Origin of the sequence: Deefgea sp. CFH1-16, assembly GCF_016881365.1 — a bacterium.
GTDB lineage: Bacteria > Pseudomonadota > Gammaproteobacteria > Burkholderiales > Chitinibacteraceae > Deefgea.
This window is the reverse complement of sequence record NZ_WLYT01000001.1, coordinates 3,081,512-3,107,186: the sequence shown is the minus strand read 5'-3', so window position 1 is coordinate 3,107,186 and position 25,675 is coordinate 3,081,512. Positions and strand designations below refer to the sequence as shown.

30 protein-coding genes and 2 pseudogenes are annotated in these 25,675 nt (G+C 49.1%); 15 read left to right on the top strand and 17 right to left on the bottom strand.

The window, feature by feature from the left end; translation table 11 throughout:
• The first annotated feature begins 37 nt into the window (after nt 1-37).
• Entirely contained in the window at nt 38-418 is a 381-nt protein-coding gene (locus tag GKO28_RS17000; protein WP_247646614.1) for a metal-dependent hydrolase, read from the top strand.
• Entirely contained in the window at nt 387-557 is a 171-nt protein-coding gene (locus tag GKO28_RS23050; RefSeq protein ID WP_247646613.1) for a YgjP-like metallopeptidase domain-containing protein, read from the top strand. The genes GKO28_RS17000 and GKO28_RS23050 overlap by 32 nt, the downstream gene beginning before the upstream one ends.
• Here the strand turns inward: GKO28_RS23050 and GKO28_RS16995 are convergent.
• The 8 genes and pseudogenes from GKO28_RS16995 to GKO28_RS16960 form a co-directional block, all read right to left on the bottom strand.
• On the bottom strand, nt 524-724 hold the full coding sequence (locus tag GKO28_RS16995) for a hypothetical protein (protein WP_173534238.1): 201 nt from the start codon (nt 722-724) through the stop codon (nt 524-526). The genes GKO28_RS23050 and GKO28_RS16995 overlap by 34 nt on opposite strands.
• Nucleotides 725-763: 39 nt before the next feature.
• Nucleotides 764-919: a hypothetical protein gene (locus tag GKO28_RS16990; protein ID WP_182077167.1), complete on the bottom strand. Its 156-nt coding sequence runs from the start codon at nt 917-919 to the stop codon at nt 764-766.
• Nucleotides 920-967: 48 nt separating this feature from the next.
• Nucleotides 968-1,396, bottom strand: a complete 429-nt coding sequence (locus GKO28_RS16985; RefSeq protein ID WP_182077166.1) for a DUF4124 domain-containing protein — start codon at nt 1,394-1,396, stop codon at nt 968-970.
• Nucleotides 1,397-1,525: 129 nt separating this feature from the next.
• Nucleotides 1,526-2,528 (bottom strand): annotated as a pseudogene (gene rfaD / locus GKO28_RS16980) (ADP-glyceromanno-heptose 6-epimerase).
• Between the two features lie 24 nt (nt 2,529-2,552).
• Nucleotides 2,553-4,241: a glycoside hydrolase family 9 protein gene (locus tag GKO28_RS23045; RefSeq protein WP_374220742.1), complete on the bottom strand. Its 1,689-nt coding sequence runs from the start codon at nt 4,239-4,241 to the stop codon at nt 2,553-2,555.
• Between the two features lie 116 nt (nt 4,242-4,357).
• Complete coding sequence (locus GKO28_RS16970; protein WP_182077165.1) at nt 4,358-5,134, bottom strand: ROK family protein; 777 nt, start codon at nt 5,132-5,134, stop codon at nt 4,358-4,360.
• On the bottom strand, nt 5,131-5,793 hold the full coding sequence (gene ung / locus GKO28_RS16965) for a uracil-DNA glycosylase (protein ID WP_203564324.1): 663 nt from the start codon (nt 5,791-5,793) through the stop codon (nt 5,131-5,133). The genes GKO28_RS16970 and ung overlap by 4 nt, the downstream gene beginning before the upstream one ends.
• A gap of 15 nt (nt 5,794-5,808) precedes the next feature.
• The gene (locus tag GKO28_RS16960; RefSeq protein WP_182077164.1) at nt 5,809-6,318 is read right to left on the bottom strand and encodes a hypothetical protein; all 510 of its coding nucleotides are present in this window, start codon (nt 6,316-6,318) and stop codon (nt 5,809-5,811) included.
• Between the two features lie 239 nt (nt 6,319-6,557).
• Here GKO28_RS16960 and GKO28_RS16955 point away from each other — a divergent pair, with 239 nt between their 5' ends.
• The 3 genes and pseudogenes from GKO28_RS16955 to GKO28_RS16945 all read left to right on the top strand — a co-directional run bounded on the left by GKO28_RS16955 (nt 6,558) and on the right by GKO28_RS16945 (nt 9,011).
• Nucleotides 6,558-7,331 (top strand): carbonic anhydrase, encoded by a 774-nt coding sequence (locus tag GKO28_RS16955; protein WP_182077163.1) that lies wholly within the window; start codon nt 6,558-6,560, stop codon nt 7,329-7,331.
• A gap of 227 nt (nt 7,332-7,558) precedes the next feature.
• A pseudogene (xth, locus tag GKO28_RS16950) lies at nt 7,559-8,330 on the top strand (exodeoxyribonuclease III).
• A gap of 9 nt (nt 8,331-8,339) precedes the next feature.
• Nucleotides 8,340-9,011 carry a Crp/Fnr family transcriptional regulator gene (locus GKO28_RS16945; protein ID WP_182077162.1) on the top strand — a complete coding sequence of 224 codons (672 nt, stop codon included), beginning with the start codon at nt 8,340-8,342 and terminating at the stop codon, nt 9,009-9,011.
• A gap of 127 nt (nt 9,012-9,138) precedes the next feature.
• Here the strand turns inward: GKO28_RS16945 and GKO28_RS16940 are convergent, their stop codons facing one another.
• The 3 genes from GKO28_RS16940 to GKO28_RS16930 form a co-directional block, all read right to left on the bottom strand.
• On the bottom strand, nt 9,139-9,756 hold the full coding sequence (locus GKO28_RS16940) for a lytic transglycosylase domain-containing protein (protein WP_307839051.1): 618 nt from the start codon (nt 9,754-9,756) through the stop codon (nt 9,139-9,141).
• Nucleotides 9,757-9,909: 153 nt separating this feature from the next.
• Entirely contained in the window at nt 9,910-11,628 is a 1,719-nt protein-coding gene (locus GKO28_RS16935) for a proline--tRNA ligase (protein ID WP_182077161.1), read from the bottom strand.
• Between the two features lie 95 nt (nt 11,629-11,723).
• Nucleotides 11,724-12,095, bottom strand: a complete 372-nt coding sequence (locus GKO28_RS16930; RefSeq protein WP_182077160.1) for a hypothetical protein — start codon at nt 12,093-12,095, stop codon at nt 11,724-11,726.
• 183 nt (nt 12,096-12,278) lie between these two features.
• On the opposite strand from GKO28_RS16930, the gene GKO28_RS16925 reads away from it, so the two are divergent.
• Together GKO28_RS16925 and GKO28_RS16920 are read left to right on the top strand one after the other, a co-directional pair.
• Complete coding sequence (locus GKO28_RS16925) at nt 12,279-12,644, top strand: imelysin family protein (RefSeq protein ID WP_182077159.1); 366 nt, start codon at nt 12,279-12,281, stop codon at nt 12,642-12,644.
• A gap of 2 nt (nt 12,645-12,646) precedes the next feature.
• Nucleotides 12,647-13,003: a hypothetical protein gene (locus GKO28_RS16920; protein WP_182077158.1), complete on the top strand. Its 357-nt coding sequence runs from the start codon at nt 12,647-12,649 to the stop codon at nt 13,001-13,003.
• A gap of 308 nt (nt 13,004-13,311) precedes the next feature.
• Here the strand turns inward: GKO28_RS16920 and GKO28_RS16915 are convergent, their stop codons facing one another.
• From GKO28_RS16915 to dnaB, 4 genes are all read right to left on the bottom strand, one after another.
• Nucleotides 13,312-13,629 carry a DUF805 domain-containing protein gene (locus GKO28_RS16915; RefSeq protein WP_182077157.1) on the bottom strand — a complete coding sequence of 106 codons (318 nt, stop codon included), beginning with the start codon at nt 13,627-13,629 and terminating at the stop codon, nt 13,312-13,314.
• A 66-nt stretch (nt 13,630-13,695) separates the two neighbouring features.
• Complete coding sequence (locus tag GKO28_RS16910; protein ID WP_182077156.1) at nt 13,696-16,392, bottom strand: DNA translocase FtsK; 2,697 nt, start codon at nt 16,390-16,392, stop codon at nt 13,696-13,698.
• 26 nt (nt 16,393-16,418) lie between these two features.
• Nucleotides 16,419-16,763, bottom strand: a complete 345-nt coding sequence (locus GKO28_RS16905) for a cupin domain-containing protein (RefSeq protein ID WP_307839050.1) — start codon at nt 16,761-16,763, stop codon at nt 16,419-16,421.
• A gap of 125 nt (nt 16,764-16,888) precedes the next feature.
• A complete protein-coding gene (gene dnaB / locus GKO28_RS16900; protein ID WP_373314787.1) occupies nt 16,889-18,337 on the bottom strand; it encodes a replicative DNA helicase in 1,449 nt (482 codons plus the stop codon).
• 48 nt (nt 18,338-18,385) lie between these two features.
• Between dnaB and GKO28_RS16895 the strand changes: the two genes are divergently transcribed.
• The 6 genes from GKO28_RS16895 to GKO28_RS16875 all read left to right on the top strand — a co-directional run bounded on the left by GKO28_RS16895 (nt 18,386) and on the right by GKO28_RS16875 (nt 22,339).
• On the top strand, nt 18,386-18,814 hold the full coding sequence (locus GKO28_RS16895) for a type II toxin-antitoxin system RatA family toxin (RefSeq protein ID WP_182077155.1): 429 nt from the start codon (nt 18,386-18,388) through the stop codon (nt 18,812-18,814).
• A 71-nt stretch (nt 18,815-18,885) separates the two neighbouring features.
• Nucleotides 18,886-19,200 carry an RnfH family protein gene (locus GKO28_RS16890; RefSeq protein ID WP_173534256.1) on the top strand — a complete coding sequence of 105 codons (315 nt, stop codon included), beginning with the start codon at nt 18,886-18,888 and terminating at the stop codon, nt 19,198-19,200.
• Between the two features lie 274 nt (nt 19,201-19,474).
• Entirely contained in the window at nt 19,475-20,182 is a 708-nt protein-coding gene (locus GKO28_RS20535; protein ID WP_247646612.1) for a heavy-metal-associated domain-containing protein, read from the top strand.
• Nucleotides 20,067-21,707, top strand: coding sequence for a copper-translocating P-type ATPase (locus GKO28_RS16885; protein WP_307839049.1), 1,641 nt, complete (start codon nt 20,067-20,069; stop codon nt 21,705-21,707). Before GKO28_RS20535 ends, GKO28_RS16885 begins: the two co-directional genes overlap by 116 nt.
• A gap of 133 nt (nt 21,708-21,840) precedes the next feature.
• Entirely contained in the window at nt 21,841-22,050 is a 210-nt protein-coding gene (locus GKO28_RS16880) for a heavy-metal-associated domain-containing protein (protein WP_173534258.1), read from the top strand.
• Nucleotides 22,034-22,339 (top strand): metal-sensitive transcriptional regulator, encoded by a 306-nt coding sequence (locus tag GKO28_RS16875; RefSeq protein ID WP_173534259.1) that lies wholly within the window; start codon nt 22,034-22,036, stop codon nt 22,337-22,339. The genes GKO28_RS16880 and GKO28_RS16875 overlap by 17 nt, the downstream gene beginning before the upstream one ends.
• A gap of 24 nt (nt 22,340-22,363) precedes the next feature.
• Here GKO28_RS16875 and GKO28_RS16870 read toward each other — a convergent pair whose 3' ends face one another.
• Entirely contained in the window at nt 22,364-22,552 is a 189-nt protein-coding gene (locus GKO28_RS16870; protein ID WP_182077154.1) for a hypothetical protein, read from the bottom strand.
• Between the two features lie 68 nt (nt 22,553-22,620).
• Nucleotides 22,621-23,616 carry a biotin synthase BioB gene (bioB, locus tag GKO28_RS16865; protein ID WP_182077153.1) on the bottom strand — a complete coding sequence of 332 codons (996 nt, stop codon included), beginning with the start codon at nt 23,614-23,616 and terminating at the stop codon, nt 22,621-22,623.
• Nucleotides 23,617-24,129: 513 nt separating this feature from the next.
• On the opposite strand from bioB, the gene GKO28_RS16860 reads away from it, so the two are divergent.
• Complete coding sequence (locus GKO28_RS16860) at nt 24,130-24,453, top strand: ComF family protein (protein WP_182077152.1); 324 nt, start codon at nt 24,130-24,132, stop codon at nt 24,451-24,453.
• Nucleotides 24,454-24,596: 143 nt separating this feature from the next.
• Nucleotides 24,597-25,661: a type II asparaginase gene (locus GKO28_RS16855; RefSeq protein ID WP_182077151.1), complete on the top strand. Its 1,065-nt coding sequence runs from the start codon at nt 24,597-24,599 to the stop codon at nt 25,659-25,661.
• Nucleotides 25,662-25,675 lie beyond the last annotated feature (14 nt).

The window sequence follows — 25,675 nt, the reverse complement described above, 5'->3', positions numbered from 1 at the left end:
TATTTCAGCATCACGATGCTATCGTGCAATATCGACCATGAAAACCTTGAAATATCTAAGCGCATATCCTGAGCATATTCAACAACGTGTCATTACTATGATTTCCGCTCAACAACTTGGGCCGCTACTTGCTCAGCGCTATCCAAATCAGCATGGCATTCAAACCGACAAAATGCTGTATGACTATACGCTTTCAATTAAAAATGAATTCTTAAAAAACGCACCCGCCATCTCGAAAGTCATCTTTGACAGTAAAATCAAAGACATTCAACATGCCTTGGGCACCCATACGCAAATTTCACGCATTCAAGGCAACAAACTAAAAGCAAAGCATGAAATTCGCATTGCGAGTTTATTTAAAAATACGCCGCCTGAATTTTTAAAAAATGATTACAACACACGAGTTGGCACATCTTAAAATCAAAGAGCATAACAAAGCCTTTTATCAGCTATGCCAACATATTGAACCGCAATATATGCAACTTGAATTTGATTTGCGCCTATATCTCACTCACCTAGAGCATCAAGCATCGCTAGCATGCCCCATAGATGCCTGAATAAACTCATCCATTGATATGCCCGCATCGGCCAATTGCGCCTGTAAAGACTCCATGAGCTCACGCTTTTTTCTTTGACGGGCAATGCGCTGACTATTGGCGCGCTCTTGCTCCTGCTTCAGGATATGCCAAGTTTCGGTATTGAATAAATCTGCTGCTGAATTCAATTTTTAAATCCACTCCTGTGTTTAATAATGGCGATTATATTAATAACCACGCTTCTGTTTACGGCGCTTAGCCTTACTGTTTGGGATGCTCAGCTCAACCGACCTTGGTAAGCTGTCAGCAAGGGTCTGAGCTTCACCGTCTTTTAATTTAGACTTTTTTGAAAAAAGATGGGCAATACTTTTAATTAAATTCATTTTAAACTCAAAAATAAAACAACAATCATAAAAACCAGCGAGACAGCGTTAACGACAGTTTTTTTCAATAAAAACTGTTTTTTCAGCGATTTCTTGCTCTTTTTGCTTGTACGGCAAGTACTCCATATCCCCGTTTTGGTTACTCACCTGCTTAAATAGCTTCGCCCCTTTCAGAAAGGCCAATCGTTTTTCCGCTGCAGCACAAGCTTGCTCATCTTTCGCTGGCTTAACAGGAGCCGGTGATGATACCGCCGTCGGCGCCGAAGCCTTAACCGCCACGGTGGATGATGCAACGGCGGTCTTCGGCACTTCAGTAATAATAATTGTTTCTTTAAACCCAAGTGGCTGCGCCTTGGCTTTAGCGGCAGGCGGCGGTTGATCAGAATACACCACCTTACCTGAATCATCTTTCCACTTATACACTTCAGCCTGAGCCCCAACACTTAAAACGCATAACAACAGAATCAATCCACGCATTATTCCACCTCAATTCATTATGACTCGATCAAAGCGACAAAGTACTCAAGCCTGCGCATACATTGGGCCAAACCAACAAAATTAAAACCTAGCGACGCATCATCGCTAGGCTTTTTATTGCTTAGTCAATTAATTGCGCAGCAATGCTTGTATATAACGACGCACACCTTCTTGCACCGTCAAAAATTTCTCAGCATAACCAGCTTCGCGCAACAAGGTTAAATCCGCCTCAGTAAAACACTGATACTTCCCTTTCAAAGCTTCAGGAAACTCGGTGTACTCTAAGATACCTTGCGCCAACATCTCTTCCAACGTTAACACTGGCAAGCCAGCCACTTCACGGCAAGTATTGACCGCAGTAATCGCAATATCATTAAATGGCTGTGAATGCCCCGTGCCGACATTGTAAATACCGCACACTTCTGGATTATCTAAAAACCACAGATTTACTTTCACTACGTCTTCAACAGAAATAAAGTCACGAGTATGTCCGCCAGCGGGATAACCGCCGTACTCTCCAAATAACTTCACCTTTCCGGTTGCTTGATACTGATTAAAAATGATGAAAAGCCACCGAAGCCATTCTTTCTTTATGCCATTCTCGTGAACCATATACATTAAAATAACGGAAGCCCGCAACTTGCGCGGTTATTTCACCGTTGGCAATTCGTTCACGTAATACTTGATCAAAAAGTAATTTTGAATAGCCATAAACATTAAGTGGACTTTCACAGTCTGGTGTTTCAATAAAGCCATTATCACCATTGCCATAAGTTGCCGCAGATGAAGCATAAAGAAATTGCACTTGCTCTGACTGACACCAATCAAACAATGCCAAAGTATATTGATAGTTATTATCCATCATATACTTTCCGTTATGTTCCATTGTATCCGAACATGCGCCTTGATGAATAATGGCACTAATGGCGCCATCAAAAGCACCTGCAGCTAATTCTTCGATAAAATCATTTTTATCTAAGTAATGCGCAATTTTCAGATCCACTAAATTTTTAAATTTATCGCCACGCGTTAAATTATCCACGGCAATAATATCAAATTCACCACGCTCATTGAGCGCTTTAATAATATTCGAACCAATAAAGCCTGCAGCACCCGTCACAACAATACTCATTTCACACCTCTTTTGATTCGTTTTTTACTCGGCAACACAGCGCCAAAAATAGCCAGGCACCATGCGGCATCCATTGCTCGGTCCAGCGCCAACTATTGGCCATAGTGGCCACTTCCGCCGTTTTAAAGTCGATATCGGCTTCATCATCAAAGCCGCTGGTAATCCCATTACACACCCCGCCCGGGGCATTATAAAACCCCGGTTCATAACGTGGATTATTGCGACCCCAGCCTTGCAACATACAAGCATCATAAGGATTAGCACCCAAGATCCAATCCAGTGCCGACTGACCATATTTGGCGATTTGCGCCGCAAACTCGGTATCATCGGCAAATAAACACTGCACCTGCGCCGCGGCGGCAACAATCGATGCCAAACGTGCGTTTTCACCCTGCCACCAATACCCTGATTCATTTTGATGCGGATGCGGAAAAAGAACTGGGTATTGCCCGCTAAGCCATTATTTTTAACATATTGACGCGGATACCCAAATGGATTATTCACGTCCGCATAAGTAATTTTAATCTCAAACGTATAAGCCAAGCGCAGCGCATCTCGGATTGAAGCAAGCCATATTGACTCTGGCGCCACTTCAATAAAGCGCAACAAAGCGATATACAGCAAACCGGCTTCGGCCGCATGGAAATAGCTTCGCGCACCGAACTCATCAGCTCGGAACCAACCCTCAGGCTGCTGACGCGCCAAAATCTGCTGCACACGGCGCTCGGCCGCGGCCAAATACACGCTATCGGCAGTCACATCCCACAATTCGGATGCCGCCAATAATGCGCAATAATCATCAATAATGTTTTCAGTTTGATCTTCTAAATACGCTAGATTATGCGCTTCTAAGTGCGCAAATCCACGGCTAGCGGCCAGCAAATAATCCGCCCGACCAAAGCACTCGCCATCGCGAGACAATTGCGACGCGCGGGCCAATGCCGCAATAGCCATGCCGCCACCTTGTCGGAAAGCGGCTTGATAACTGGCGTATTTATCCCCTTTCTGGGTTTTATATTCACAAATATCACGCCGATTTTCGTCTTTACTCCACTGATCAAACACCGTCATGTAGAAGTACCCGGCTGGATCTTGCATGCGAACTAAAAAGTCTGCGCCATGCAACGCTTCATCAACCATGCGTTCATCAAACCACTTCAACTGCGCTGGCAAACGTGAATGCCCATCAATTAAATTCCACACCACTTGTGGCGTTTGCTGAGGATTCATATATTGCGAAAAAGCCAAATGCGACAAATATTTCGAGCAGTCGCCAGAAGCATCATACCAACCACCGCTCACATCTCGACGCTCATCCGAGCCCCACTTAGGGCGAGACAAATCAGCCTGATTGTAAATCCCAGTACAGCGCTGACCTTTAATGTAATGAACGATATCCGAAAGCATTTGTCCGGCAAATAAGCCCTCGGCAATGGCAAACCGATGCGAAATCAAAGGGGGATGCAAATCATCAACCACCACAAAGTATTCACCTACGGTGGTTAGGGCCGAAAAATCAGCGCCCCAAAAATGCCAGTTTTTCCATTTAGCAACGCTACCTTGCGGCGTAATTGCGCCACGCAACACCGCTTGGCGCGTATTGGCATCAAACACGGTAAATGTTTTGCCTGCCAACTGATCAACTGGCGCTTCAATCAAAGCAACCTTCTCGGCATTTGGGGCAAACCCAAGATGATTAAATAAAAAATTCACAATACAATCCTTTGGCTTTTTAATATTTATTGGTTTGCAACCAGTTTCGGGTAGCGCCGATCATGCCCGCATGATTGCCGGCGCAAGCCAATACCACTTCGGTCATCCCCTGAAAATCAGGCAATAATTGTGCGTCGATTGCCGCATTTAATTTCATTGAGAAACACAACACCACGCGCACTTACCCCGCCACCGATTACCACACGCTCGGGATTAAACGCATAAATTAAGTTTGCAATCCCCGTTGCCAGCAATTTAAACCAGTCTTGCACCACCGGTACAACCGCAAGGTCTTGCTGATCATACGCGGCAAAAACCGCGCGACCATCAACAAACTGACTTAAACCGCGCTGATTTGCAGCCGACAGCAAGCCACGCATAGAGGCATGATCCTCCCAAACTAGGCCATCAATCTTCATATATCCCCACTCACCTGCCGCTGCGCGATGGCCCCGATAAATTTGCTGATTCAGCACGATACCGCCACCAATGCCGGTGCCGATGGCAATGGCCAGATAATGCGCCACACCTTGCGCCGCACCACGCCAGCCTTCTGCTAAAGCCACGCAGTTCACATCATTATCAATGCTTACCGGCAAGCCAAATTCTTGAGCCAGAATCGCTTTAGGTGACGTTCCTGCGTAGTCAGGAATGGCTTCAGCAGCACCTAAAATCATCCCGCTATTGACGTCGACCAAGCCAAAGGTACTGATTGCAATACCGCCAAACGTAAACTGTTGCTGCATCTGCCCAACTAATTCGCGCAAGCATTGCACCAAAGCCGCTGATTGCTTAGGCGTATCAACCACCTGCGCCGACAATACCTCACCATCCGGCGTTACAACACCATACTTAATCTGGGTACCACCAATATCAAATGCCAATACATTCACTCTGCCTGACTCCAATCAATTTCGCGCCGCCCTTGGCTAGATAAATAAGCATTCACGCTCGAAAAATGCCCGCACCCCAGAAAGCCACGGTAAGCCGACAAAGGCGAAGGATGCGCCGAACTTAAAATACAATGCGAAGAACCAATTAAAGGGATCTTCTTTTGTGCATGAGCGCCCCACAACACAAAGACCAATCCGGTTTGCGTTTTAGCCAGATGCGTAATCACCGCATCAGTTAAGACTTCCCAGCCTTTTTTTGTATGAGAGCCCGCCTGATTCGCCTCAACAGTGAGCGAGGTATTGAGTAATAACACGCCTTGTTTCGCCCACCCAGTTAGATTGCCATGCTGCGCCGGGGTTACGCCCAAATCTCGCGCAAGTTCTTGCCAAATATTGCGTAAAGAGGGTGGCGTTTTTACGCCAAATGGTACAGAAAATGCCAAACCATGCGCCTCACCCGCGCCATGATAAGGGTCTTGCCCCAAAATAACGACTTTAACCGCTTCTGGTGAAACCAGTTTTAGGGCATTAAACCAATCGGCTTGCGCTGGATAAATGACTTTTTTTTGCGCTATTTCTGCTGTTAAAAATTGGGTTAATTGTTCAATTTCGGGGCGTTGGCAAGTAGCGGATAAAGCAGGCTGCCAAGCCGATGGAATTACAGAATATAAAATTCATACACCCAGCTCGCGCAATTGTTGAATATAACGGCGATGATAACGAAATATCATTTTCTCAAAACTATCCAACAACATATTGCGCATGGGCAACCATTTAGCATAAATCACATAACCCGACGCCTGCGAAATGCATTGCTCGATTTGTGCGTTTAATTTTAATAACATTGGAAATTCTTTCGACAAACAAAAAACCACCACACCTTGCTGGCCGATCGGCAAAGCGGCATGAGCATGCCAAGCCACCGACTCTAACCCCATCACGGCCTCAACCTCATCGGGCAGCTTGACTTTTAATGTTTTGGCCAACCAAAGCAAAGTCAAATCGGTTTTTATTGCTTGTAACGATTGCGAATCATCACTGCCATCATGGGGCAATTCAAAATCAGCCAACACCTGCAAATAACGACACATTTCCCAATCGTTACCCGCTTCATCCTCTAAAGACCAAGCCAATGGCAGTGCTTCGCGCAACAAACAAGGGCCATCAAATGGAGATAATCGCATGCGCCACTTTGATACAATCAATAATGAGACGATTATAACGTGAAGTTTGTGTATTAATGCAAAACAGCGCAAAACAAGCGCACGCTTTCTATGCTAATAAAAAGTAGTAATGCATTTAAGTCGACAATACAAAACCGCCTTGCTTCACCATACAATGTTGGCGTACTTAATTCCCCACCGATGGTGATCGACTTTGGCCGAAGACGATGCACAAATATCTAATTTTCTGGAGTGCTGCAATGCTGATAAAAACCACAATTCTTGCAATTGCTTTGTCTGGTGTATTTGCGAGTAGTTTGGCCAATGAAAAACCCCATAAAGCCAAACATGATCCGACACACTGGAGTTACGACGGTGAATCGGGACCCAGCCATTGGGGCGATATGAAGTCCGAATTTAGTTTATGTCGCGACGGAAAACAACAGTCGCCCATCAACATTACCGAAACGTATAGCCATGACTTAGAGCCATTACAATTTCAATATCGCGACTCAAAAACCAATATTCAAAATAATGGTCACACGATTCAACTCAATTATGATCCCGGTAGTTTTTTAGTCATTGGCAATGACCGCTACCAATTACTGCAATTTCATTTTCACACCCCAAGCGAAGAAGCCGTTGGCGGTCAACGCTACCCGATGGTGGCGCATTTAGTTCATAAAAATGAAGCTGGGCAACTCGCTGTTATTGCCGTACTGCTCAATCAAGGCAGCAACGCCCAAGCTATGCTGGCGCAGTTTTGGGATAAATTCCCCAAAAACCATAATGAAACACGCAACTACGATGACATTCGTTACAACATCAACGACCTACTACCCAGCAACCGTCAGTACTGGACCTTTATGGGCTCACTCACCACGCCGCCATGCAGTGAAGGGGTTCGTTGGTTAGTACTAAAAACACCGCAAACACTCTCTGCGGCACAAATCGCCCACTTTGAACGCGAGTTCCCCATGAATGCACGGCCAATTCAATCGCTACAGCAACGCGCAATTTTAGAAAGCAATTAGTATTGCCAGCACAATGATTGAGCGCATAGGTCACATCAGCATACTGATGACCCATACAGTGCGCATACAAAAGTTTGCTGGCTAGACGCCAAAGCCGTAGACAGCACCCCGAGCACGACAAGAAGCGGCCACGAAGCAAGAAAGCTTTTGCTTCATCACTTAGTGATGAAACTATGTGAAAATACGGCACCTTTACGCCAAACAGATTATTTAGGAATCGCCTTACAATGAAAATTGCAACCTGGAACGTCAATTCACTCAAGGTTCGCTTGCCGCAGGTTTTAGATTGGCTCGATGCAAATCCTGACGTTACTGCACTTTGCTTGCAAGAAACCAAAATGGACGACCCAGTTTTCCCTCAAGAAGAAAATCGAAAATGCCGGGTTTTTTGTCGAATTTGCCGGTCAAAAAACCTATAACGGTGTGGCGATTATCGCGCGCGAAGCAATTTCCGACGTCATCATTAACCTACCCGAATACCCCGATGCGCAAAAACGCGTTATTACTGCCACGGTGGCGGGCATTCGCCTGATCGGTGCCTATATTCCTAATGGACAAGCTTTAGACTCAGAGAAATTCCCTTACAAAATGGCGTGGCTCGCCGCGATGAAAGCGTTTTTAATTGAGCAAAATGGCGCTACATCCCAAGCTGGCGCTACTGGGCGACTACAATATTGCCCCCGAAGACCGTGATGTACACGACATCACCAAGTGGCAAGGCGGCAATTTGGTGTCACCTCAAGAACGGGACATGTTTGCGCAATGGCTGCAATTGGGTTTGGTCGATAGCTTTCGATTGTTTGATCAGCCAGAAAAATCCTTTAGCTGGTGGGATTACCGTGGATTTTCTTTCAAAAAAAAAATGCCGGGCTGCGCATCGACCACATTTTGCTCTCGCCAGCGCTTGCCGCACAATGCACTGCCTGTGAAATCGACATCGAACCGCGCAAAAATGAGCGTCCATCTGACCATACACCGGTTATTGCCACATTAAGCTAAGAGATCACGATGAACAAAGCCAAATTACTATCCGGCAGCAGCTTATTTTGCGAGCTCACGCCAAGCGAGCTGGAAAATTTAGCGCAGCAAGCGCAAACTCGACACGTTAAAGCCAAACAAATTATCGTCGCCCAAGGTGTTTGCGGTGATGAGATGTTTGCCGTGATTCATGGTCGCTTAAAAGTCACTCGCAGCAATGAAGAAGGCCGTGAAATTACGCTGGCGATTTTAGAAGGCGGCGAAGTCTTTGGCGAGCTCGCCATGCTCGATGGCGCACCGCGCAACGCCAGCGTCGAAGCGCTTGAAGACGGTGAACTTTTAGTCTTGCAACGTAGCGCAGTCGATCAATACCTTGATCATCACCCGCATGTGATGCGCTCACTGATTACCACACTGTGCGAGCGACTCAGAAGCGCCAATGACTTAGTACAAGACACGCTCTTTCTACCTTTGCCACTGCGACTAGCGAAAATATTACGCCAGTTGGCGCATAACTACGGCCAAGCCAATGCCGATGGCGTACGGATTGATTTAAAAATGACCCAACAAGATTTAGCTAATTTTGTCGGTGCATCGCGAGAAAGCGTCAACAAGCAACTCAGTCACTGGGAAGAAGCCGGCTTTCTTAAAATGAAAAGTGGCTTTATCCAAATCATTCAAATCGATCAATTACCCAGCTAGCCGCTATTAACGGTTACTGGAACTCGGCTCAGATGGCCATTTCGCCAGCGGCTAAACTCAAAATATTTTACGAACCAACAAAAAAAGCGACGTCACTAGTGACGCCGCTTTTTTAATGCAAACCCATTTATTTTTGCGCTACTAGCCCATTACTTGGACTTTGCCAGTCATAGCCATTCTTCCAAGCGCCATGCACCAAATTAGGATACTCCGCTTTGCCTAAACTACCGTTATAACGGCCCAAGGCGCGAAAATAATCGCCGTTTTCGCGATCCAAATAATGCCGCAAAATGGTACAACCGTAACGCAGATTGGTATTCATATCAAAGAGATTGTGCTCAGCACTGCCAATACTGCGCTGCCAAAATGGCATCACCTGCATTAAGCCACGCGCGCCCACCACACTCACCGCATAACGATTAAAACCGCTCTCAACATGGATCAAGCCCATGACTAACTGCGGATCAAGCCCCGCCCGCGTGGCTTCGTAATGAATCGCCGTCAGTAATTTACGACGAACAAACTCATCTGGAATTCGTTTTTTGAGTCGCTCAGACATCGCCGACAGCCAAACTTCGGCATCAGCTGGGTTCGCAAAAATTAAGCGCGGCTCCATTCGATCACTAATCGAGCGCTGCAACGTCGTTTGCACCGATGAAGATAAAGTTTCCTCTCTTTGCGCACCAGCCCAAGTCAACAAAGGCCAACACAACAAACTCGTAACCAGCAATGCGCTGCACTTCACGTCAAACCCCTTTTGTCACAAGATCTTAAGCGAGGGGTATATTCATGTAAAACAATAAATAAATGCACTGCATGAATATACCTAACAAATACCAAAGCTCAGCAAGGCAATAGTAAACTAAGCTCACCAAGGTAAGCTTAGTTTAAGTTTTACTTATGCCTGCGTTTGCGTTTGAATCCATTCCAGCGCTTCGCTCAGGGCGATTTTTTTCATTTCACCGTCGCGGCGCGCCACATATTCAACCATGCCTTCAGCCAATGCTTTATCGCCAATGGTGACGCGATGTGGAATGCCAATCAATTCCATATCGGCAAACATCGAGCCCGGACGCTCATTGCGATCATCCAGTAAGACATCGACACCGGCCGCAAGCAGCTGGGCATACAATTGATCCGCAGCGGCTTTCACGGCTTCAGACTTGTGGTAACCCACTGCCACAACAGCCACGCTAAATGGCGCCATCGCTGCTGGCCAAATAATGCCTTTGGCATCATGATTTTGTTCAATCGCCGCAGCAACAATGCGCGATACGCCAATACCGTAGCAACCCATTTCCATCGCTTGCTGGGTATTTTGCTCAGTCACAAAAACGCAATTCATGGCTTCTGAATACTTAGTGCGCAATTGGAAAATATGGCCGACTTCAATACCACGGCACAATTCCAGCACACCGCCCTTGCCATCTGGGCACACGTCACCATTCATCACATTACGAATGTCAGCAACGATGTGCGGCTCTGGTAAATCACGGCCAAAGTTCACGCCCGACAAATGCAATTTTGGCTTATTCGCGCCACAAATAAAGTCGCTCATCGCCGCAACCGTCAAATCGGCGATCACACGGATATCGGCATTGATGCCGACTGGACCGATAAATCCTGGTGGGCATAATAGCGCGGCACGGATTTCATCATCCGATGCAAATCGGAAATCTGCCATACCTTCGAGCTTAGCGATTTTTACTTCGTTCAGATTATGATCGCCACGTAGTAATGCCAATACAAATTCACCCGCAACCGTCACCAAAGCAATGGCTTTTACGGTGCGTTCTACGCCAACACCAAGCAAGGCAGCCACATCTGCGCAGGCAGTTTGCTTCGGTGTATCCACCTCAGTCATCGCCTCTGCCGCAGCAGCGCGTGGCGCGCTCGGCGCGAAGGCCTGAGCCAATTCAACGTTAGCTGCGTAATCTGACGTTGGGCAATACGCTAGCAAATCTTCGCCAGCATCAGCCAACACATGAAACTCGTGCGAGCCCGAGCCACCGATTGCACCGGTATCGGCCGCAACCGCACGGAACTGCAAACCTAGACGGGTAAACACCTTAGAGTACGCGCCGTACATCACATCATAAGTTTGTTGCAACGATTCAAAAGACGCATGGAATGAATACGCATCTTTCATCATAAATTCACGCGCACGCATCACGCCAAAGCGTGGGCGGATCTCATCGCGGAATTTGGTTTGAACTTGATAAAAGTTAGCCGGCAATTGCTTGTAAGAGCGCAATTCGCTGCGCGCAATATCGGTAATCACTTCTTCGTGCGTTGGGCCAAAACAGAATTGACGCTCATGACGGTCGGTGATTTTGAGCATTTGTGGGCCAAAAACCGCCCAACGACCGGTTTCTTCCCACAGCTCTTTTGGCTGCACCGCAGGCATCAACAACTCTTGTGCGCCAGCGGTATTCATTTCTGAGCGAACGACCGCCTCCACTTTACGCAACACACGCAAACCCAGTGGCATCCACGTATACAAACCCGAACCCAAACGCTTAATTAAACCCGCACGCAACATCAATTTATGTGAAAGCAATTCTGCTTCAGCGGGCGCTTCTTTTTTAGTAGAAATAAACAGTTGCGAAGTGCGCATAAGAAAATAATTCCGAAAAGTAAATCAAATAAAATTGGCCGCGATCGTCCGCGCGCCTAATCCATAGCGCGGCAAACTAGCAGCAGCAACACCGATTAGGCCTCACCTTGCTCGCTGGCTCGTGCGGTTTCTAATTTCGCCACTTCTGCTGCCTTCATTTCGGCACGTTTGAGCGCCAACTTGGGCCGCAGCACATTCATCATGATGGCATCACGCGCCCACATCAAAAACAACAGCCAGCCGACTAAAATCGCGGCATAAAACATATTATCGGCACGAACCGTGGGAGCGTATTGCAGCAGCAATGGATTAATCACAAATTGCACACTACCCAGCACCGCCATCAACAAAACGACAGTCGACATCGCACGCTCTTTGATAAAAGTACCCCGTAGCAATACACGCTGATCCCAGCGCGTTAGGCCTTGCAACTCAGGTACGTCATCAGGGCGAAAATAAAAGCTCATGCTTTGCATCCATCAATCAATTCATTAAACAAGTCGCCGATTATACAAGCCATCACCAATTCGTCAGCAAAAAATGCAACATCCGAGAGAATATCAATGAACTAAAACGCGGCAGTCCATCAAACCTACTGACAATGAGACAAACCATGTGATATCAATACGCCATAAAAAAGGAGGAGTGCCATGAAAAAACACGCTTTACTCGTTATGAGCGCTTGGATTGGTGTTGCGCTGGCGTCGAACACGCCAACGACCAGCAAAGTGACCACCCCAGAATTAACGCTCTCGATCATGAGTCAAGTCATTACACCGCAAATTGAAGCATTACAAACCGCGGTCAATGAATTAAATCAAAACACGGCGGCGCTTTGCCAGCAGCCAAGCGAGGCCAATTTACAGCAAGCGCAACAAGCCTACCTCAAGACATTCAGCGCTTGGCAACAGATCGGCATTGCTCCCATTGGACCCCAGCAAGCAAGCAACAACAAACTACGCGGCTATTTGAAATCCCTGCCCAAAGCACCACCGAACTCGCTCGGCAAAGTTTAACCATGCCCACCCAGCCAATGAGCGACGGTGAAGCACATTATTATGGCCAGCAGCTTGCCGATGGCTATCTTGGGCTACCTGTCATTGCTGCCGTGTTATTTAACGACACGCCGCCGCTGACTTTGCTGCAGCAAGATTCACTGTGCGCCTATGTCAATTGGCAAGCAAAAACCATATCGCGACAAGTCACCATTTTGCAGTATGAATGGCAGGGTTTAATTCGAGGCGCGGCGTACGATATTTCTTACCCCGGGCAATTAATGACCGAATACTTGAAAGCGCTCGAAGCGGGCAGCCAGCGTTTAGCGAGTTTCAAACCGCAAAGACAGTGCCAAGCCACATATCGCCCAAGAGATTAACGCCAATATTGCGGGGCTTAGCGCACTCATCACCGGTGCAAATGGCATTGGGCTGGATGATTATCTACTATCGCGTCAGCACCAAAAGCAATGGAAAAAAACGCAACAGCAGCTCAGCAAATTACAGCAGGCGGGCCAACAATTGGCGCAGCACAATAGCGAGCGCAACGCCAAACAAGTCAGCGCTGCAGCTCAATCATTAAATTACACCTTACGCACCGATGTAGCCACGGCACTGCGCCGAAACTAAACAATTGGGCCAGCATTATGCTGGCCCAATTGTCTTACCAAATCGTATCGAACTTGCATCAATCAAAACGATTCGGTTCTACGCCTTCACTGGCAAACCAATACAACAATAAAATCCAGCCAATAATCGGTAAGAACCAAATCAGCTGCCACCAACCACTGCGATTGGTATCATGCAATCGGCGTGCGCCAACGGCCAACGATGGCAATAGCGTCAGCAAGGAAAAAACCCCTGAAACGGTTTCTCCAGCCAAGCTCAGCGCCACTCCCGCCAAGAACGTAAACAACACCCACCACCAATATTCAGAACGGACCGCGCGCCCTTTAAAATCAGCGTACTTACTAAAACAAGTGCGGATTGATTCTTCAAACTTCATGATTTCCCCTTTATGTAAAACACCAAAACAAAAGCCACAATGTAGTTTGAAGGCCGGACTTATCCGCTATTCCGCCAAGGGTGGCGCCAAAACAGTACGGTTGCCGCTGGTTTCCATGGCACTGACTAAACCCGCCGCTTCCATTTGCTCGATTAAGCGTGCGGCACGGTTGTAGCCAATTCGCATTTGTCTTTGCACGCCAGAAATCGAAGCGCGGCGACTTTTTAGCACCAAGGCAACCGCCTCGTCGTATAAAGGATCCGCCTCTTCGCCCTCTGCACCGCTCGTCCAGCCACTGATGCCATTATCCTCACCCGCAACTGGATGCAACACACCCTCAACATAATTGGGTTCGCCAAGTTGCTTTAAGTATTCAACAACACAATGCACCTCGGCATCATCCACAAACGCACCATGAATCCGTGTTGGATAACCGCTACCGGGCGGCAAGAACAGCATATCGCCCTGCCCTAGCAAAGCCTCTGCGCCCATTTGATCAAGAATGGTTCGACTGTCGATTTTGCTCGACACCTGAAACGCCAAGCGCGTTGGAATATTGGCTTTAATTAAGCCGGTAATCACATCGACCGATGGGCGTTGCGTCGCCAAAATCAAATGAATCCCCGCTGCGCGGGCCTTTTGCGCCAAGCGGGCGATTAATTCCTCGATTTTTTTACCCGCCACCATCATCAAATCAGCAAATTCATCCACCACCACCACAATCAAGGGGAGATGCTCTAGCGGCTCGGGATCATCTGGCGTTAAAGAAAATGGATTGGTCAGTTTGCGCCCCTTGGCAGCAGCATCGGCGACTTTTTGGTTAAATCCCGCCAAATTACGCACGCCAAGCGCACTCAACAAGCGATAGCGTTTTTCCATTTCGCCAACACACCAATTGAGTGCATTGGCGGCCAGTTTCATATCGGTCACCACCGGCGCCAGCAAATGCGGAATGCCTTCATAAATCGACAATTCCAGCATTTTGGGATCAATCATAATAAAGCGCACTTCATCGGGCGTAGCTTTAAATAAAATCGACAAAATCATCGCATTCACACCAACCGACTTCCCCGAGCCGGTCGTTCCCGCCACCAGCATATGCGGCGTTTTGGCTAGATCGGTCGCAACGGGTAAACCGGCAATATCTTTACCCAACGCAATGGTAATGGGCGAAACTTGCTGCTGGTATTCTGGTGCCGACAAAATCTCAGACAAGCGAATCATTTGCCGGGTTGGATTGGGCAATTCCAAACCCATGCAGGTTTTGCCCGGAATCGTCTCGACCACCCGCACGGCGGCAACACCCAGCGAACGAGCCAGATCTTTAGCCAAATTCACCACTTGCGCACCGCGCACGCCCATTGCGGGCTCGACCTCAAAGCGGGTAATTACTGGGCCAGCATAAGCATCAAGCACGCTGACTTTGACTTTAAACTCGGTGAGCTTTTCTTCAATTAAAATACTGCGCTCAAGCAAATCGTCTTGCGTTACGGTTTGCGCGCTCACCAACGGTGGGCGCAGTAAGTCGAGCGGCAAGCACAAACCATTTTCACACGCACCCCACGCGGCATTGGGCTTAGGGGCAGTTTGAGCAGCACCAAACTCATCCGGGCGCAAAAAGTGAGTAGGACGAACGATGGGCGGCACAGCCAATGGACTTGGCGGCGCAGCGACATCCGGCGTGGGCGGCACCCATGCTGGAGCGACCTGCGGCGGCTCGGGCTCATCGTGCGCCACAACCGGCACTTGCGCGCGGGTAAAACGGTGATCCACTGGCGGTAAGATGGGCGCATCAGACAACAACGGCTCCAGCAATACCTCAGTCGATTTCACTACATGATCCGCCACAGCCCCCATATTCTCTCTCGCAGCAGATGCAGCGGGTATATCCAGCTTCGCGGCATTAGTTGTAGGCTGTGGCTCAATACGTTCAGTTTTTCGCAATAAAGTCGGTGGTGCCAATGGGGCTTTACTTTTGGCTGGTGTTTGAGTGACCAAACCGCCGCCATCTTTATCTAGCTTGGCCACGCGGCTAACGCCCATGCGCCTTGTGGGGGCCACCACTTCGGGTTTGGCATGAATTTCTTGCAAGCGACTGCGAATTTCAGCCACATCGATAATCGGCAACACCTCCGGCGCAGCCTTACTGGGCATTTTCGCCCCTTCGGCGGCTAATTTACGCTGGCTTAACGCTAAATTATGTTGAATTTGCTCCAAGTCGATAGTGGGTAATTCTCGGCGACGTGGCATCGGCGATGGCTGAGCCGTTTGCGAAGCTGTTGCCTGAGTCGCTGGCAATGCTGGCGCAGCGGCCGGTTTTGTCATTGGTGCAGCGCGAACACTGGCAGCAGCAACAGTCTCTTCGTGCAATGATCGTTGATGCAAATCGGCCGCTGGACGTGGCGTGGCGCTAGGTTCCGCCCGATGAGTCCTCGTTGCTGCTGGATGAACTGAACTTAACAAAGGATCCAACGCGGGCTCGCTCCTTTCCGCCAAGGTCCCAGCATCCACTTCATCCGCATCGCGATGCGCCAAGCCTTTGATTTTAGTGACGGCACTTCGCAATCCCGCAATGCCTTTACTGGCCACATTGACCACCGGCGACAGCGGCAATTCAAATAGTCGATCAATGCCCGGCTTATCAGACTCACCCTGTTCTGGCTCAGTACGGGCGCGCTCGATGGCAGCTTGCCGCGCCGCATCATCCATATCACCATCAAGTTGATTATTTAAACGGGTAAACAGATTTTTAATTTTTTTCATTTTTTTCTAAACAGCAGCAGAACGATCTAAAACAACAAAATATTTACGTACCGCTTGAATGACTTCAAAACGCGCCCCACAAAGCCAGCTGGAATGACCGCCGCCTCACCCGCTTTAACGACCACACCCTGATCGTTCCGATCCCATAAGCAAACTTCGCCTTCAATCACGCAAAAGAATTCTTCTTTGTCTGCGGCAAAAGCAATGCGCCACGAGCCAACATCACACGCCCAAATACCACAAGACAATTGATGATCAGCGCTCGTATAGTGCGACCAAGTGGTGCGCTGTGGATTGCCGCTTAACAAGCGATCGGCTCTTGGCTGATCAAACGTCGGCAGTACCGGCACATTAAAATGAGTAATCAACACCCGCTCCCCAAACTCAGTAAAACACAGACATCACAGCAAAACGGCAGTACCAAACACTGCGATATGTCACACATCGGTCATAGCGGCATCAAACCCATGCCACCGCTAGCCGTAATGGTTATTCGTTATTCCAAATCGCTCGACCAACCATCTGGGCGCATCAGCGCATTATCAAAGCGTGAATGCATCCCTTGGAATACCAGTGGAATTTTGCCGGTTGGGCCATTCCGGTGTTTACCCAAGATACATTCAGCAATACCTTTAAATTGGCTATCTGGGTTGTAATATTCGTCGCGATACAAAAACATAATCAAGTCAGCATCTTGCTCAATCGCGCCCGATTCACGCAAATCGGACATCATTGGACGCTTGTCGGTCCGTTGCTCGACCGAACGGCTTAACTGCGACAGCGCAATAATTGGGCATTTGAGCTCGCGTGCCAAACCTTTGAGCGAACGCGAAATTTCACCCAATTCAGTTGCGCGATTTTGATCTTTTGCCCCCGAGCGCCCGGCCATCAATTGCAAATAGTCGATCACAATCAGCCCTAGCTGGCCGCCACATTGCCGCGCCAAACGGCGTGATTTGGTGCGAATATCCAGCGCGGTCAGCGCGCCAGTTTCTTCAATAAAAATTGGCGCTTCAGAGAGCTTACCCACGGCATGCGTCAGACGCAGCCAATCGTCGTCTTCAAATTTACCGGTTTTGAGCTTATGCATATCGATCTTGCCGACCGAGCCAACCATCCGCATCCCGAGCTGCGCCGCGCCCATTTCCATTGAGAAAATCGCCACCGGCAATTTGCTATCAATGGCGACGTTCTCCGCAATATTGATCGAAAACGCCGTTTTCCCCATCGACGGACGACCGGCGACAATAATCAAGTCGCCGCCTTGCAGGCCGGAGGTCATTTTATCCAGATCGATAAAGCCGGTCGCCGTGCCGGTGATTTCAGATGGATTGTCTTGTTGATACAAATAATCGATGCGCTCGACGATTTCTTTCAAAATCGGTGGCATCGCAAAAAAGCCTTGGCTGCCTTTTTGTGATTGCTCGGCAATCATAAAGACGCGCGATTCGGCTTCGTCGAGTAATTGCTTGGCGTCTCGCCCATTAGGGAAAAACGTGGCATCAGCGATTTCTGTCGCCACGCTGGCGAGCTGGCGCATCACCGACTTTTCGCGCACGATTTCGGCGTAACGACGAATATTGGCGGCCGAGGGGGTATTTTGTACCAAGGAGCCTAGATAGGCGAGTCCACCGACATACGTCAAATCATTGGTGGTATCGAGCGACTCTTTCACCGTGATCACATCAGCTGGACGATTGTGCTCAACCAATTTGATAATGGCTTGATAGATGCGGCGATGGTCTTCACGGTAGAAGTCTTGATCACCAATAATATCGGCAATCTTGTCAAAGGCCTGATTGTCGAGCATCAAACCACCGAGTACCGATTGCTCCGCTTCAACCGAGTGCGGTGGAATCCGATATACCGCAGTTTCATCATCGGCATGCGAATTAGCGCGATAGCTCGCTTGCATCTCGTTCACTTGGTCAGGATAATCAGTCATTTCTCAATCACAGGGTAGATTAGTTCGCTATTTTACCCCTTCAAAGCCATGCAGTGTTTACGCAAATCAGTTCTTGTCTCCCATTCAGCCCAAGAAATGTTCGATTTAGTCGATCGTGTGGAAGATTACCCACGATTTTTGCCGTGGTGCGGCGGCGTGGAAGTGCACGAGCGCTCAGCCGAGATCTTAGATGTCACCATCAAAATCGAATTTTTAAAAGTCAGCACTTTTTTTCGTACCCGTGACACCAAAACCGAAAACGAAATCGTGATGCATTTTGTCGATGGTCCATTTAAGGCACTTACCGGCGTTTGGCGTTTTATCCCACTGATGGAAGACGCCTGCAAAATCGAGTTTTCGCTGGATTACGAGTTTTCCAATCGCGCTTTGGATGCCATCATCGGCCCAGTATTTGGCAAAATCACCTCAACCTTTGTTGATGCTTTTGTTAAAGAGGCCGACCGAAAATTTGGTTAACACCCTGTATCAATCTCTAGTCATTAAAGCGCAAGGGCTAGAAGCAGATACCCACCTGACAGAAGAAGTGTATGAGTGAATTAATCACCGTTGAAGTGGTTTACGCCACAGCGGCAAAGCAAAAACTATTAAGTCTAAAAGTCCCAAACGGCACAACGGCCCAACAAGCCATTGAACAATCGGGGCTATTGCAAGAATTCCCTGAAATTGACTTAAGCCAACAAAAAATTGGCATTTTCGCCAAGGCCGTCAAACTCGATACCGTGCTGCGGCATAAAGATCGTGTTGAAATTTATCGCCCACTCATTGCCGACCCGAAAGAAGTCCGCCGCCAACGTGCGCAAGCGGGCAAAGTCATGAAAAAAGGCGGCGGCGACGCGGAGTAACCCATTCAGTAAATCCAAAACCCACGTACTTTGCTTGATCAAGGTGTCTCAACTGCGCTGCAGTTTTCCTTGATCAAGGGCGGCCAATCAGGGCGAGTGCCAGATAAAACCCGCCTTAATGCAATAGGCTAAAAACCTAATCAAGCAGCGCATTGACAGTCGAGTTCTCGCCAAAAAACCCAGCCATATCAAGCTGACTACCCTTGCCAGCTAAGGGCTGAACGGTGGCGATATACCCCTTGCGGGTATGTCATATCCAGCCTACTATACCCCCATGAGTCAAACCCTGAACCCATTAGCCAGCAACACTTCCATCGATATACCCATCGAGGGCATGACTTGCTCTGCTTGCGCTCAGCGTGTTGAAAAAGTACTCAATCAATTGGAAGGCATTCAAGCGAGCGTCAATTTTGCCAGCGAAACAGCGCAAATTAATAGCAGCCAGCCCAGTATTGAAATCGCCCCCATCATCCAAGCGATTGAACACGCAGGCTACCAAGTGCCGCGCCAGCAGCTTGAACTCCCTGTCGAGGGGATGACGTGCAGCGCTTGCGCGCTGCGGCTCGAGAAAGTCCTCAATCGACTGCCCAATTTAAGCGCCCAAGTTAATTTTGCCAATGAAACTGCCCAAATCAGCGCCCCACGTGGTCTTATTGATTTAGATGTGGTGAAAGCGGCGATTGAAAAAGCTGGCTTTTCAAGCCCAACAAGCACAGAGATCAACACCGCACCAGCAACTGAAACCCCTTGGCTGTTTATCATTGCCATCGTTTGCACGCTGCCCTTTTTAATTGAAATGGGCGGCATGCTGTTTGGCCGACACGGCATTTTGTCTTTCGCGCGTGCAATTTGCGCTCGCGAGCATAGTGCAATTTATTCCTGGCCTGCGTTTTTATCGCGGCGCTTATTTTGCCCTACGCGGTGGCGCCGCCAATATGGATGTGCTGGTCGCGCTTGGCACGTCGATGGCGTGGCTGTATAGCTGCTGGGCTTGGTATGCTGGGCGCCATGATCTGTATTTTGAAGCCAGCGCAGCGATTATTACCTTAGTCATGCTGGGTAAATGGCTAGAAAGCCGCGCCAAACACAAAACCGCCAGCGCCATTAGCGAACTGCTGGCGCTGCAGCCGCAAACGGCCAGGGTGGAGCGCAATGGACAATGGCTAGAACTGGCGATTGCCAATATCCAGCAAGGCGATATTTTAATGGTGCGCGATGGTGAAAGCATTGCCGTTGACGGGGTGATTCTCAGTGGCAGCATTGCGGTTGATGAAGCCATGCTGACCGGAGAATCCATCCCAGCCAGCAAAACCATTGGCGACACCGTGTTTGCGGGTACGCGCAGCAGCCAAGGCAGCATTACCATCCGCGCTACCAGCATTGGCAGCGCCACGCAATTGGCGGCGATTATTCGCATGGTGCGCCAAGCGCAAGGCAGTAAAGCCCCGATTCAACGACTGGCCGATCAAATCGCCGCCATTTTTGTGCCTGCGGTACTGGGTATTGCCCTACTGACCTTTATTGCCACTTGGCTGGTGCTACATGATCCAAGCACCGCTTTAATCCACGCCATTGCCGTCTTAGTCATTGCCTGCCCATGTGCACTAGGCTTAGCCACACCGACCGCGATTATGGTCGGCGTCGGGCTCGGCGCCAAAAACGGTTTATTGTTTCGCAATGCCAGCGCCTTGGAGTTGGCGAGCCATATCGACACCTTAATCGTCGATAAAACAGGTACTTTGACTGAGGGCCAACCCAAAGTCAGTGCGGTTCAGCTGATTAACGGCACAGAATCCGAGTTTATTTTGCACGCAGCCAGCATTGAAGCGCATTCACAACACCCTTTGGCACACGCCTTAATCAGCGAGGCACAAACTCGGCAACTGACTTTACTGAGCGCCAGCGAGATTCACACCGAAGTAGGCCTTGGCATGTCGGCACAGATCGGCAACGATCAATTTAAAGTCGGCCGTCCAGACTGGGTTACGCCGCTCACTGCAGCGCAAACGACGCAACTAGACGCCATGACGCAAGCCGGACAAACTGTCATCGCGCTGGCTAAAAATGATCAATTGCAAGGCTTTATTGGCCTAAAAGACACGCCACGCACTGATGCAAAAGCCGCCGTCAAAGCCTTACAACAGGCCGGCATCAACATTATTATGTTAACGGGTGACAACCCCGCCACGGCGGCAGCGATTGCCAACGAGCTCGGCATTACGACGTTTCAAGCGCAGATGAGTCCCAAAGACAAAGCGGCACTGATCACCCAATTGCAAGCCCAAGGTCGGCATGTGGCCATGGCAGGCGACGGGATTAATGATGCACCGGCATTGGCGGCAGCCAATGTGAGCTTTGCAATGCAAAGCGGCGCCAGCGTGGCGATTGAAACCGCCGACATCACCTTGATGCACAACGATATTGCGCATATTGCTGCCGCCATTAGCCTATCGAAAGCCACAATTCGTAAAATCAGACAAAATTATATTTTTCGCCTTTATTTATAACGCTTTAGGCATTCCCGTTGCCGCCTTAGGCTTACTCAACCCCATTGTTGCTGGTGCCGCAATGGCGATGTCGTCTATTTCGGTGGTGAGCAATGCATTGTTATTAAAACGCTGGAAAAGCTAAGGAGTTACGATGGAAACCATCGACATTCAAATTGACGGCATGACGTGCGGCGGCTGCACAGCTGGCGTAACGCGTGTTCTGCAAGCCGTGACAGGGGTGCAGTCGGCCAATGTCACACTTAACCCAGGCGCGGCACATATTGTGTTCGACGCCCAACAAACCAGTCGCGCCGCACTGGAAACAGCCATTGAGGAAGCCGGATATGACATCAAGCACTAAAAAGACACAAGACAAAACGCAATTACCGCGCCCAAATCGCGATTTATTGATTAAGCGACTTAACCGCATCGTCGGCCAAGTTTCGGGCATTACCCGCATGGTCGAAGAAGAGAAATATAGCGGTGACATCCTCAACCAAGTGGCGGCAGCACGTTCGGCACTGGATGCTTTAGGTCTCATCTTGCTTGAACAACAAACCCAAGATTGCATCGCCCAAGCGCTTAAAAGCGGCCAAGGTGATGAAGCGGCAGCGCAATTGATGCAAGTGGTCAAAAAAGTGCGCGGCTAAACACTAGAGTCAATCTCGCCGCAATCACGGTGACGCTAGGGCCTGTTGGCGTTTAGTTTGCCAGCCGCGTTTGTGCGGCTTTTGACCTGAGGCAAGGCACGAAGCACGCAGCGTAGTCATTCTACGCCAGCGCGCTTGGTAACGCAGCATCAGATCAAAATCCGCCAAACCCGAAGCAATAAGGGTATTGCTTTGTAGTGCATGAATGATCATGCCTACCAAGCAATACCCTTTGTTTTTATGTGGCGCATGAATACTCAGCGCCGCAAGCCACCAACCACTTACAGTGGTTGCAGGTTGAGTTTACGGAACAAAGCACGATCGCCTTCAACATCTGGGTTGCCGGTGGTTAATAGTTTATCGCCGTAAAAAATCGAATTCGCCCCGGCCAAAAAGCACAGTGCCTGCATCGCTTCGGGCATTTGCTGGCGACCTGCCGACAAGCGAACATAAGCCTTTGGCATGGTAATGCGCGCTACGGCAATGGTGCGAACAAACTCAGTCCAATCCACGGGCTCTGAACCATCGAGCGGCGTGCCGTCAATTTGTACTAAATTATTAATTGGCACTGAATCCGGCTGCGGATCAAGATTGGCCAATTGCGCCACTAAGCCAGCACGATCCAAGCGCGTTTCACCCAAGCCAACAATCCCGCCTGAGCACACATTTAAACCGGCTTTACGTGCCTTGCCCAAGGTATCTAAACGATCGGCATAGCTGTGCGTCGTAACGATTTCGCCATATTTGGCTTCTGAGGTATCCAGATTGTGGTTGTAATAGTCTAAACCGGCATCGCGTAATTGTTCTGCTTGGCCGTCTTTAAGCATACCAAAAGTGGCACAGGTTTCTAAACCTAGGGCTTTCACGCCGGCAATCATTTTTTTAACTTCAGCTAAATCTTTGTTTTTCGGGCCGCGCCATGCTGCGCCCATGCAAAACCGCGACGAGCCATTTTCTTTGGCAATCGCCGCTTTGGCGATCACTTCATCGGCGTCCATCAGTTTTTCGGTTTCTAATCCAGTATCGTGGCGCGCCGATTGTGAGCAATAACCACAATCTTCTGAGCAACCGCCGGTTTTTACCGACAGTAAAGTCGACAACTGGACTCGATTGGCATCAAAATTTTGTCGATGCACTGTTTGCGCTTGAAACAGCAAATCATTAAACGGCAACGCAAACAATTGAGCGACGGCGGCCTCTGACCATAGCGCTTGCTCCGGATGCGGCGATGCGCGCTTAAATTCGATGGTTTGTGTTGCTGAGCTGGAACAATTCATTCGCTATTTATCCAAATAATTTTAATACTAAGAAGGTCTGTTGGCGTTTGATTTGCGGATCGAAAACCAAACGTCAACAGACCCTAGTCACGGCTAAAAGCCACCGCCGACCAACGACATCAATCGCATTGTCCAAACGAGGCACTGAGTTGTCAAATTTATTCGACCAAATTTTGAACTACATCACCCCACAACAATGCTTACTTTGCGCCGCTAGCAGTAAAAGTCGCTTTTGCGCGCGCCTGCCTTGCTACTTTAGATCGCCCCTGCGTTGCACAAAGTTGCCCATGCTGTGCACGCCCCAGCACGCAAGGGCTCATCTGCGGCGCTTGCAGCAAAATTCCGCCCGAATTTGACGTCACCATTGCGGCCTTTTTATACACCGACCCAATTGCTAGCCTGATTCAAGCGGCAAAATTTGCTGGGCGTTGGTCTTTATTACCACCGCTGGGCGAGCAGCTCGCCGAGCAACTCTCAAACGCTGCAAGGCCCGACTTAATCATTCCCCTGCCCTTGCATCCGGCACGACTCAAAGAGCGCGGATTTAACCAAGCATTAGAAATCGCTCAACCCATCGCCAAGCGCTTACAACTCCCAATGGAGATCGGGCTATTATCCCGGCATAAAAATACCGAACATCAAGCACGCCTGAGCGCCAAGGCTCGCTGGCACAATATGCGTAATGCCTTTGTTTGCCGCGATTCAGCCAACGGCTTACGCATCGCACTCATTGACGATGTGATGACCAGCGGCGCGAGCATGAATGCGGCAGCCCAAGCACTCAAATCTGCTGGCGCGATTGAGGTGTTCGCTTGGGTAATCGCCCGCACTCCCTAATAAGCCATTTCACCACTAGAGCTTATCCCATTAGCACTTGTCACAATACCGTCATCAGCGGTTTATCCGAGATGATCAGCACTCGACGCGCCTCGCTGACGAGCTAAAAGCATCATCCAGCTCAAAATAAAAACGGAGACACCATGAATTTAGCGATAAAAACCACCACATTACTTGTGCTTAGCAGCTTCATCGCCGGCACAGCCATCGCGGCTGAAAAACCCAAAGTCGTGATTCTTGCCACTGGCGGCACCATTGCTGGCACGGGCAATACGAGCACCACCACCGTCGGCTATACCGCAGCCAAAATTGGCGTTGACGCGCTGATTGCTGCGGTACCTGAACTGAGCAAAGTCGCTGATGTGAGTGGCGAGCAGGTATTTCAAATTGCCAGCGAGAGCATGACTAATGAGCATTGGCTCAAACTAGCCAAAAAGGTCAATGAAACACTCAAACGCAAAGACGTTGATGGTGTGGTGATTACCCACGGCACTGACACCATTGAAGAAACCGCGTACTTCTTGAATCTGGTAGTTAAAAGCAATAAACCGGTGGTGATCGTCGGTGCCATGCGCCCAGCCACTGCAATCAGCGCTGACGGCCCGATCAACCTATACAATGCCGTCGCACTCGCGGGCAGCAAAGAAGCCATTGGCCAAGGCGTATTGGTCGCGCTCAACGATGAAATTCAAGGCGCACGCGACGTGGTCAAAACCAATACCATGACGACCAATACTTTCCGCTCGCCAGAGCTAGGTAGTTTGGGTTATATCGTTTCCGGCAAACCTAATTTTTACCGTGCCAGCACCCGTAAACACACGAGCAATACTGAGTTTGATGTATCAAAACTCGATAGCCTGCCAGCGGTAAATATCGCGTATGGCTCAGCCAACGCCAATACTTTGGCAATTGATGCCTTTGCCGCTGCGGGCGACGTAGGCATTGTTTACGCCGGCACCGGCAATGGCAGCTTAGCCGCCCCAGTTCGAGCGCGTTTAACTGAATTGCGTCAAAAAGGCATACACATCAATCGCTCGTCCCGCATTAGCAATGGGCCAACCATTCGCAATGGCGAAAACAATGACGATAAAACTGATTTCACCGTTGCCGATACGCTTTCACCTCAAAAAGCGCGGATTTTGTTAATGCTGGCACTCACCAAAACCAAAGACAGCCAAGAAATTCAACGCATGTTCTACACCTACTAATCAAAAAGGCACGG

What these genes read in the sequence shown, in the direction of transcription:
- GKO28_RS17000 (WP_247646614.1), top strand. Translation starts at nt 38, where the DNA reads ATGAAAACCTTGAAATATCTAAGCGCATATCCTGAGCATATTCAACAA.
- GKO28_RS23050 (WP_247646613.1), top strand. Translation starts at nt 387, where the DNA reads ATGATTACAACACACGAGTTGGCACATCTTAAAATCAAAGAGCATAAC.
- GKO28_RS16990 (WP_182077167.1), bottom strand. Translation starts at nt 919, where the DNA reads ATGAATTTAATTAAAAGTATTGCCCATCTTTTTTCAAAAAAGTCTAAA.
- GKO28_RS16985 (WP_182077166.1), bottom strand. Translation starts at nt 1,396, where the DNA reads ATGCGTGGATTGATTCTGTTGTTATGCGTTTTAAGTGTTGGGGCTCAG.
- GKO28_RS16960 (WP_182077164.1), bottom strand. Translation starts at nt 6,318, where the DNA reads ATGCGATTATCTCCATTTGATGGCCCTTGTTTGTTGCGCGAAGCACTG.
- GKO28_RS16955 (WP_182077163.1), top strand. Translation starts at nt 6,558, where the DNA reads ATGCTGATAAAAACCACAATTCTTGCAATTGCTTTGTCTGGTGTATTT.
- GKO28_RS16945 (WP_182077162.1), top strand. Translation starts at nt 8,340, where the DNA reads ATGAACAAAGCCAAATTACTATCCGGCAGCAGCTTATTTTGCGAGCTC.
- GKO28_RS16935 (WP_182077161.1), bottom strand. Translation starts at nt 11,628, where the DNA reads ATGCGCACTTCGCAACTGTTTATTTCTACTAAAAAAGAAGCGCCCGCT.
- GKO28_RS16930 (WP_182077160.1), bottom strand. Translation starts at nt 12,095, where the DNA reads ATGAGCTTTTATTTTCGCCCTGATGACGTACCTGAGTTGCAAGGCCTA.
- GKO28_RS16925 (WP_182077159.1), top strand. Translation starts at nt 12,279, where the DNA reads ATGAAAAAACACGCTTTACTCGTTATGAGCGCTTGGATTGGTGTTGCG.
- GKO28_RS16920 (WP_182077158.1), top strand. Translation starts at nt 12,647, where the DNA reads ATGCCCACCCAGCCAATGAGCGACGGTGAAGCACATTATTATGGCCAG.
- GKO28_RS16915 (WP_182077157.1), bottom strand. Translation starts at nt 13,629, where the DNA reads ATGAAGTTTGAAGAATCAATCCGCACTTGTTTTAGTAAGTACGCTGAT.
- GKO28_RS16910 (WP_182077156.1), bottom strand. Translation starts at nt 16,392, where the DNA reads ATGAAAAAAATTAAAAATCTGTTTACCCGTTTAAATAATCAACTTGAT.
- dnaB (WP_373314787.1), bottom strand. Translation starts at nt 18,337, where the DNA reads ATGACTGATTATCCTGACCAAGTGAACGAGATGCAAGCGAGCTATCGC.
- GKO28_RS16895 (WP_182077155.1), top strand. Translation starts at nt 18,386, where the DNA reads ATGCAGTGTTTACGCAAATCAGTTCTTGTCTCCCATTCAGCCCAAGAA.
- GKO28_RS16890 (WP_173534256.1), top strand. Translation starts at nt 18,886, where the DNA reads ATGAGTGAATTAATCACCGTTGAAGTGGTTTACGCCACAGCGGCAAAG.
- GKO28_RS20535 (WP_247646612.1), top strand. Translation starts at nt 19,475, where the DNA reads ATGAGTCAAACCCTGAACCCATTAGCCAGCAACACTTCCATCGATATA.
- GKO28_RS16880 (WP_173534258.1), top strand. Translation starts at nt 21,841, where the DNA reads ATGGAAACCATCGACATTCAAATTGACGGCATGACGTGCGGCGGCTGC.
- GKO28_RS16875 (WP_173534259.1), top strand. Translation starts at nt 22,034, where the DNA reads ATGACATCAAGCACTAAAAAGACACAAGACAAAACGCAATTACCGCGC.
- GKO28_RS16870 (WP_182077154.1), bottom strand. Translation starts at nt 22,552, where the DNA reads ATGATCATTCATGCACTACAAAGCAATACCCTTATTGCTTCGGGTTTG.
- bioB (WP_182077153.1), bottom strand. Translation starts at nt 23,616, where the DNA reads ATGAATTGTTCCAGCTCAGCAACACAAACCATCGAATTTAAGCGCGCA.
- GKO28_RS16855 (WP_182077151.1), top strand. Translation starts at nt 24,597, where the DNA reads ATGAATTTAGCGATAAAAACCACCACATTACTTGTGCTTAGCAGCTTC.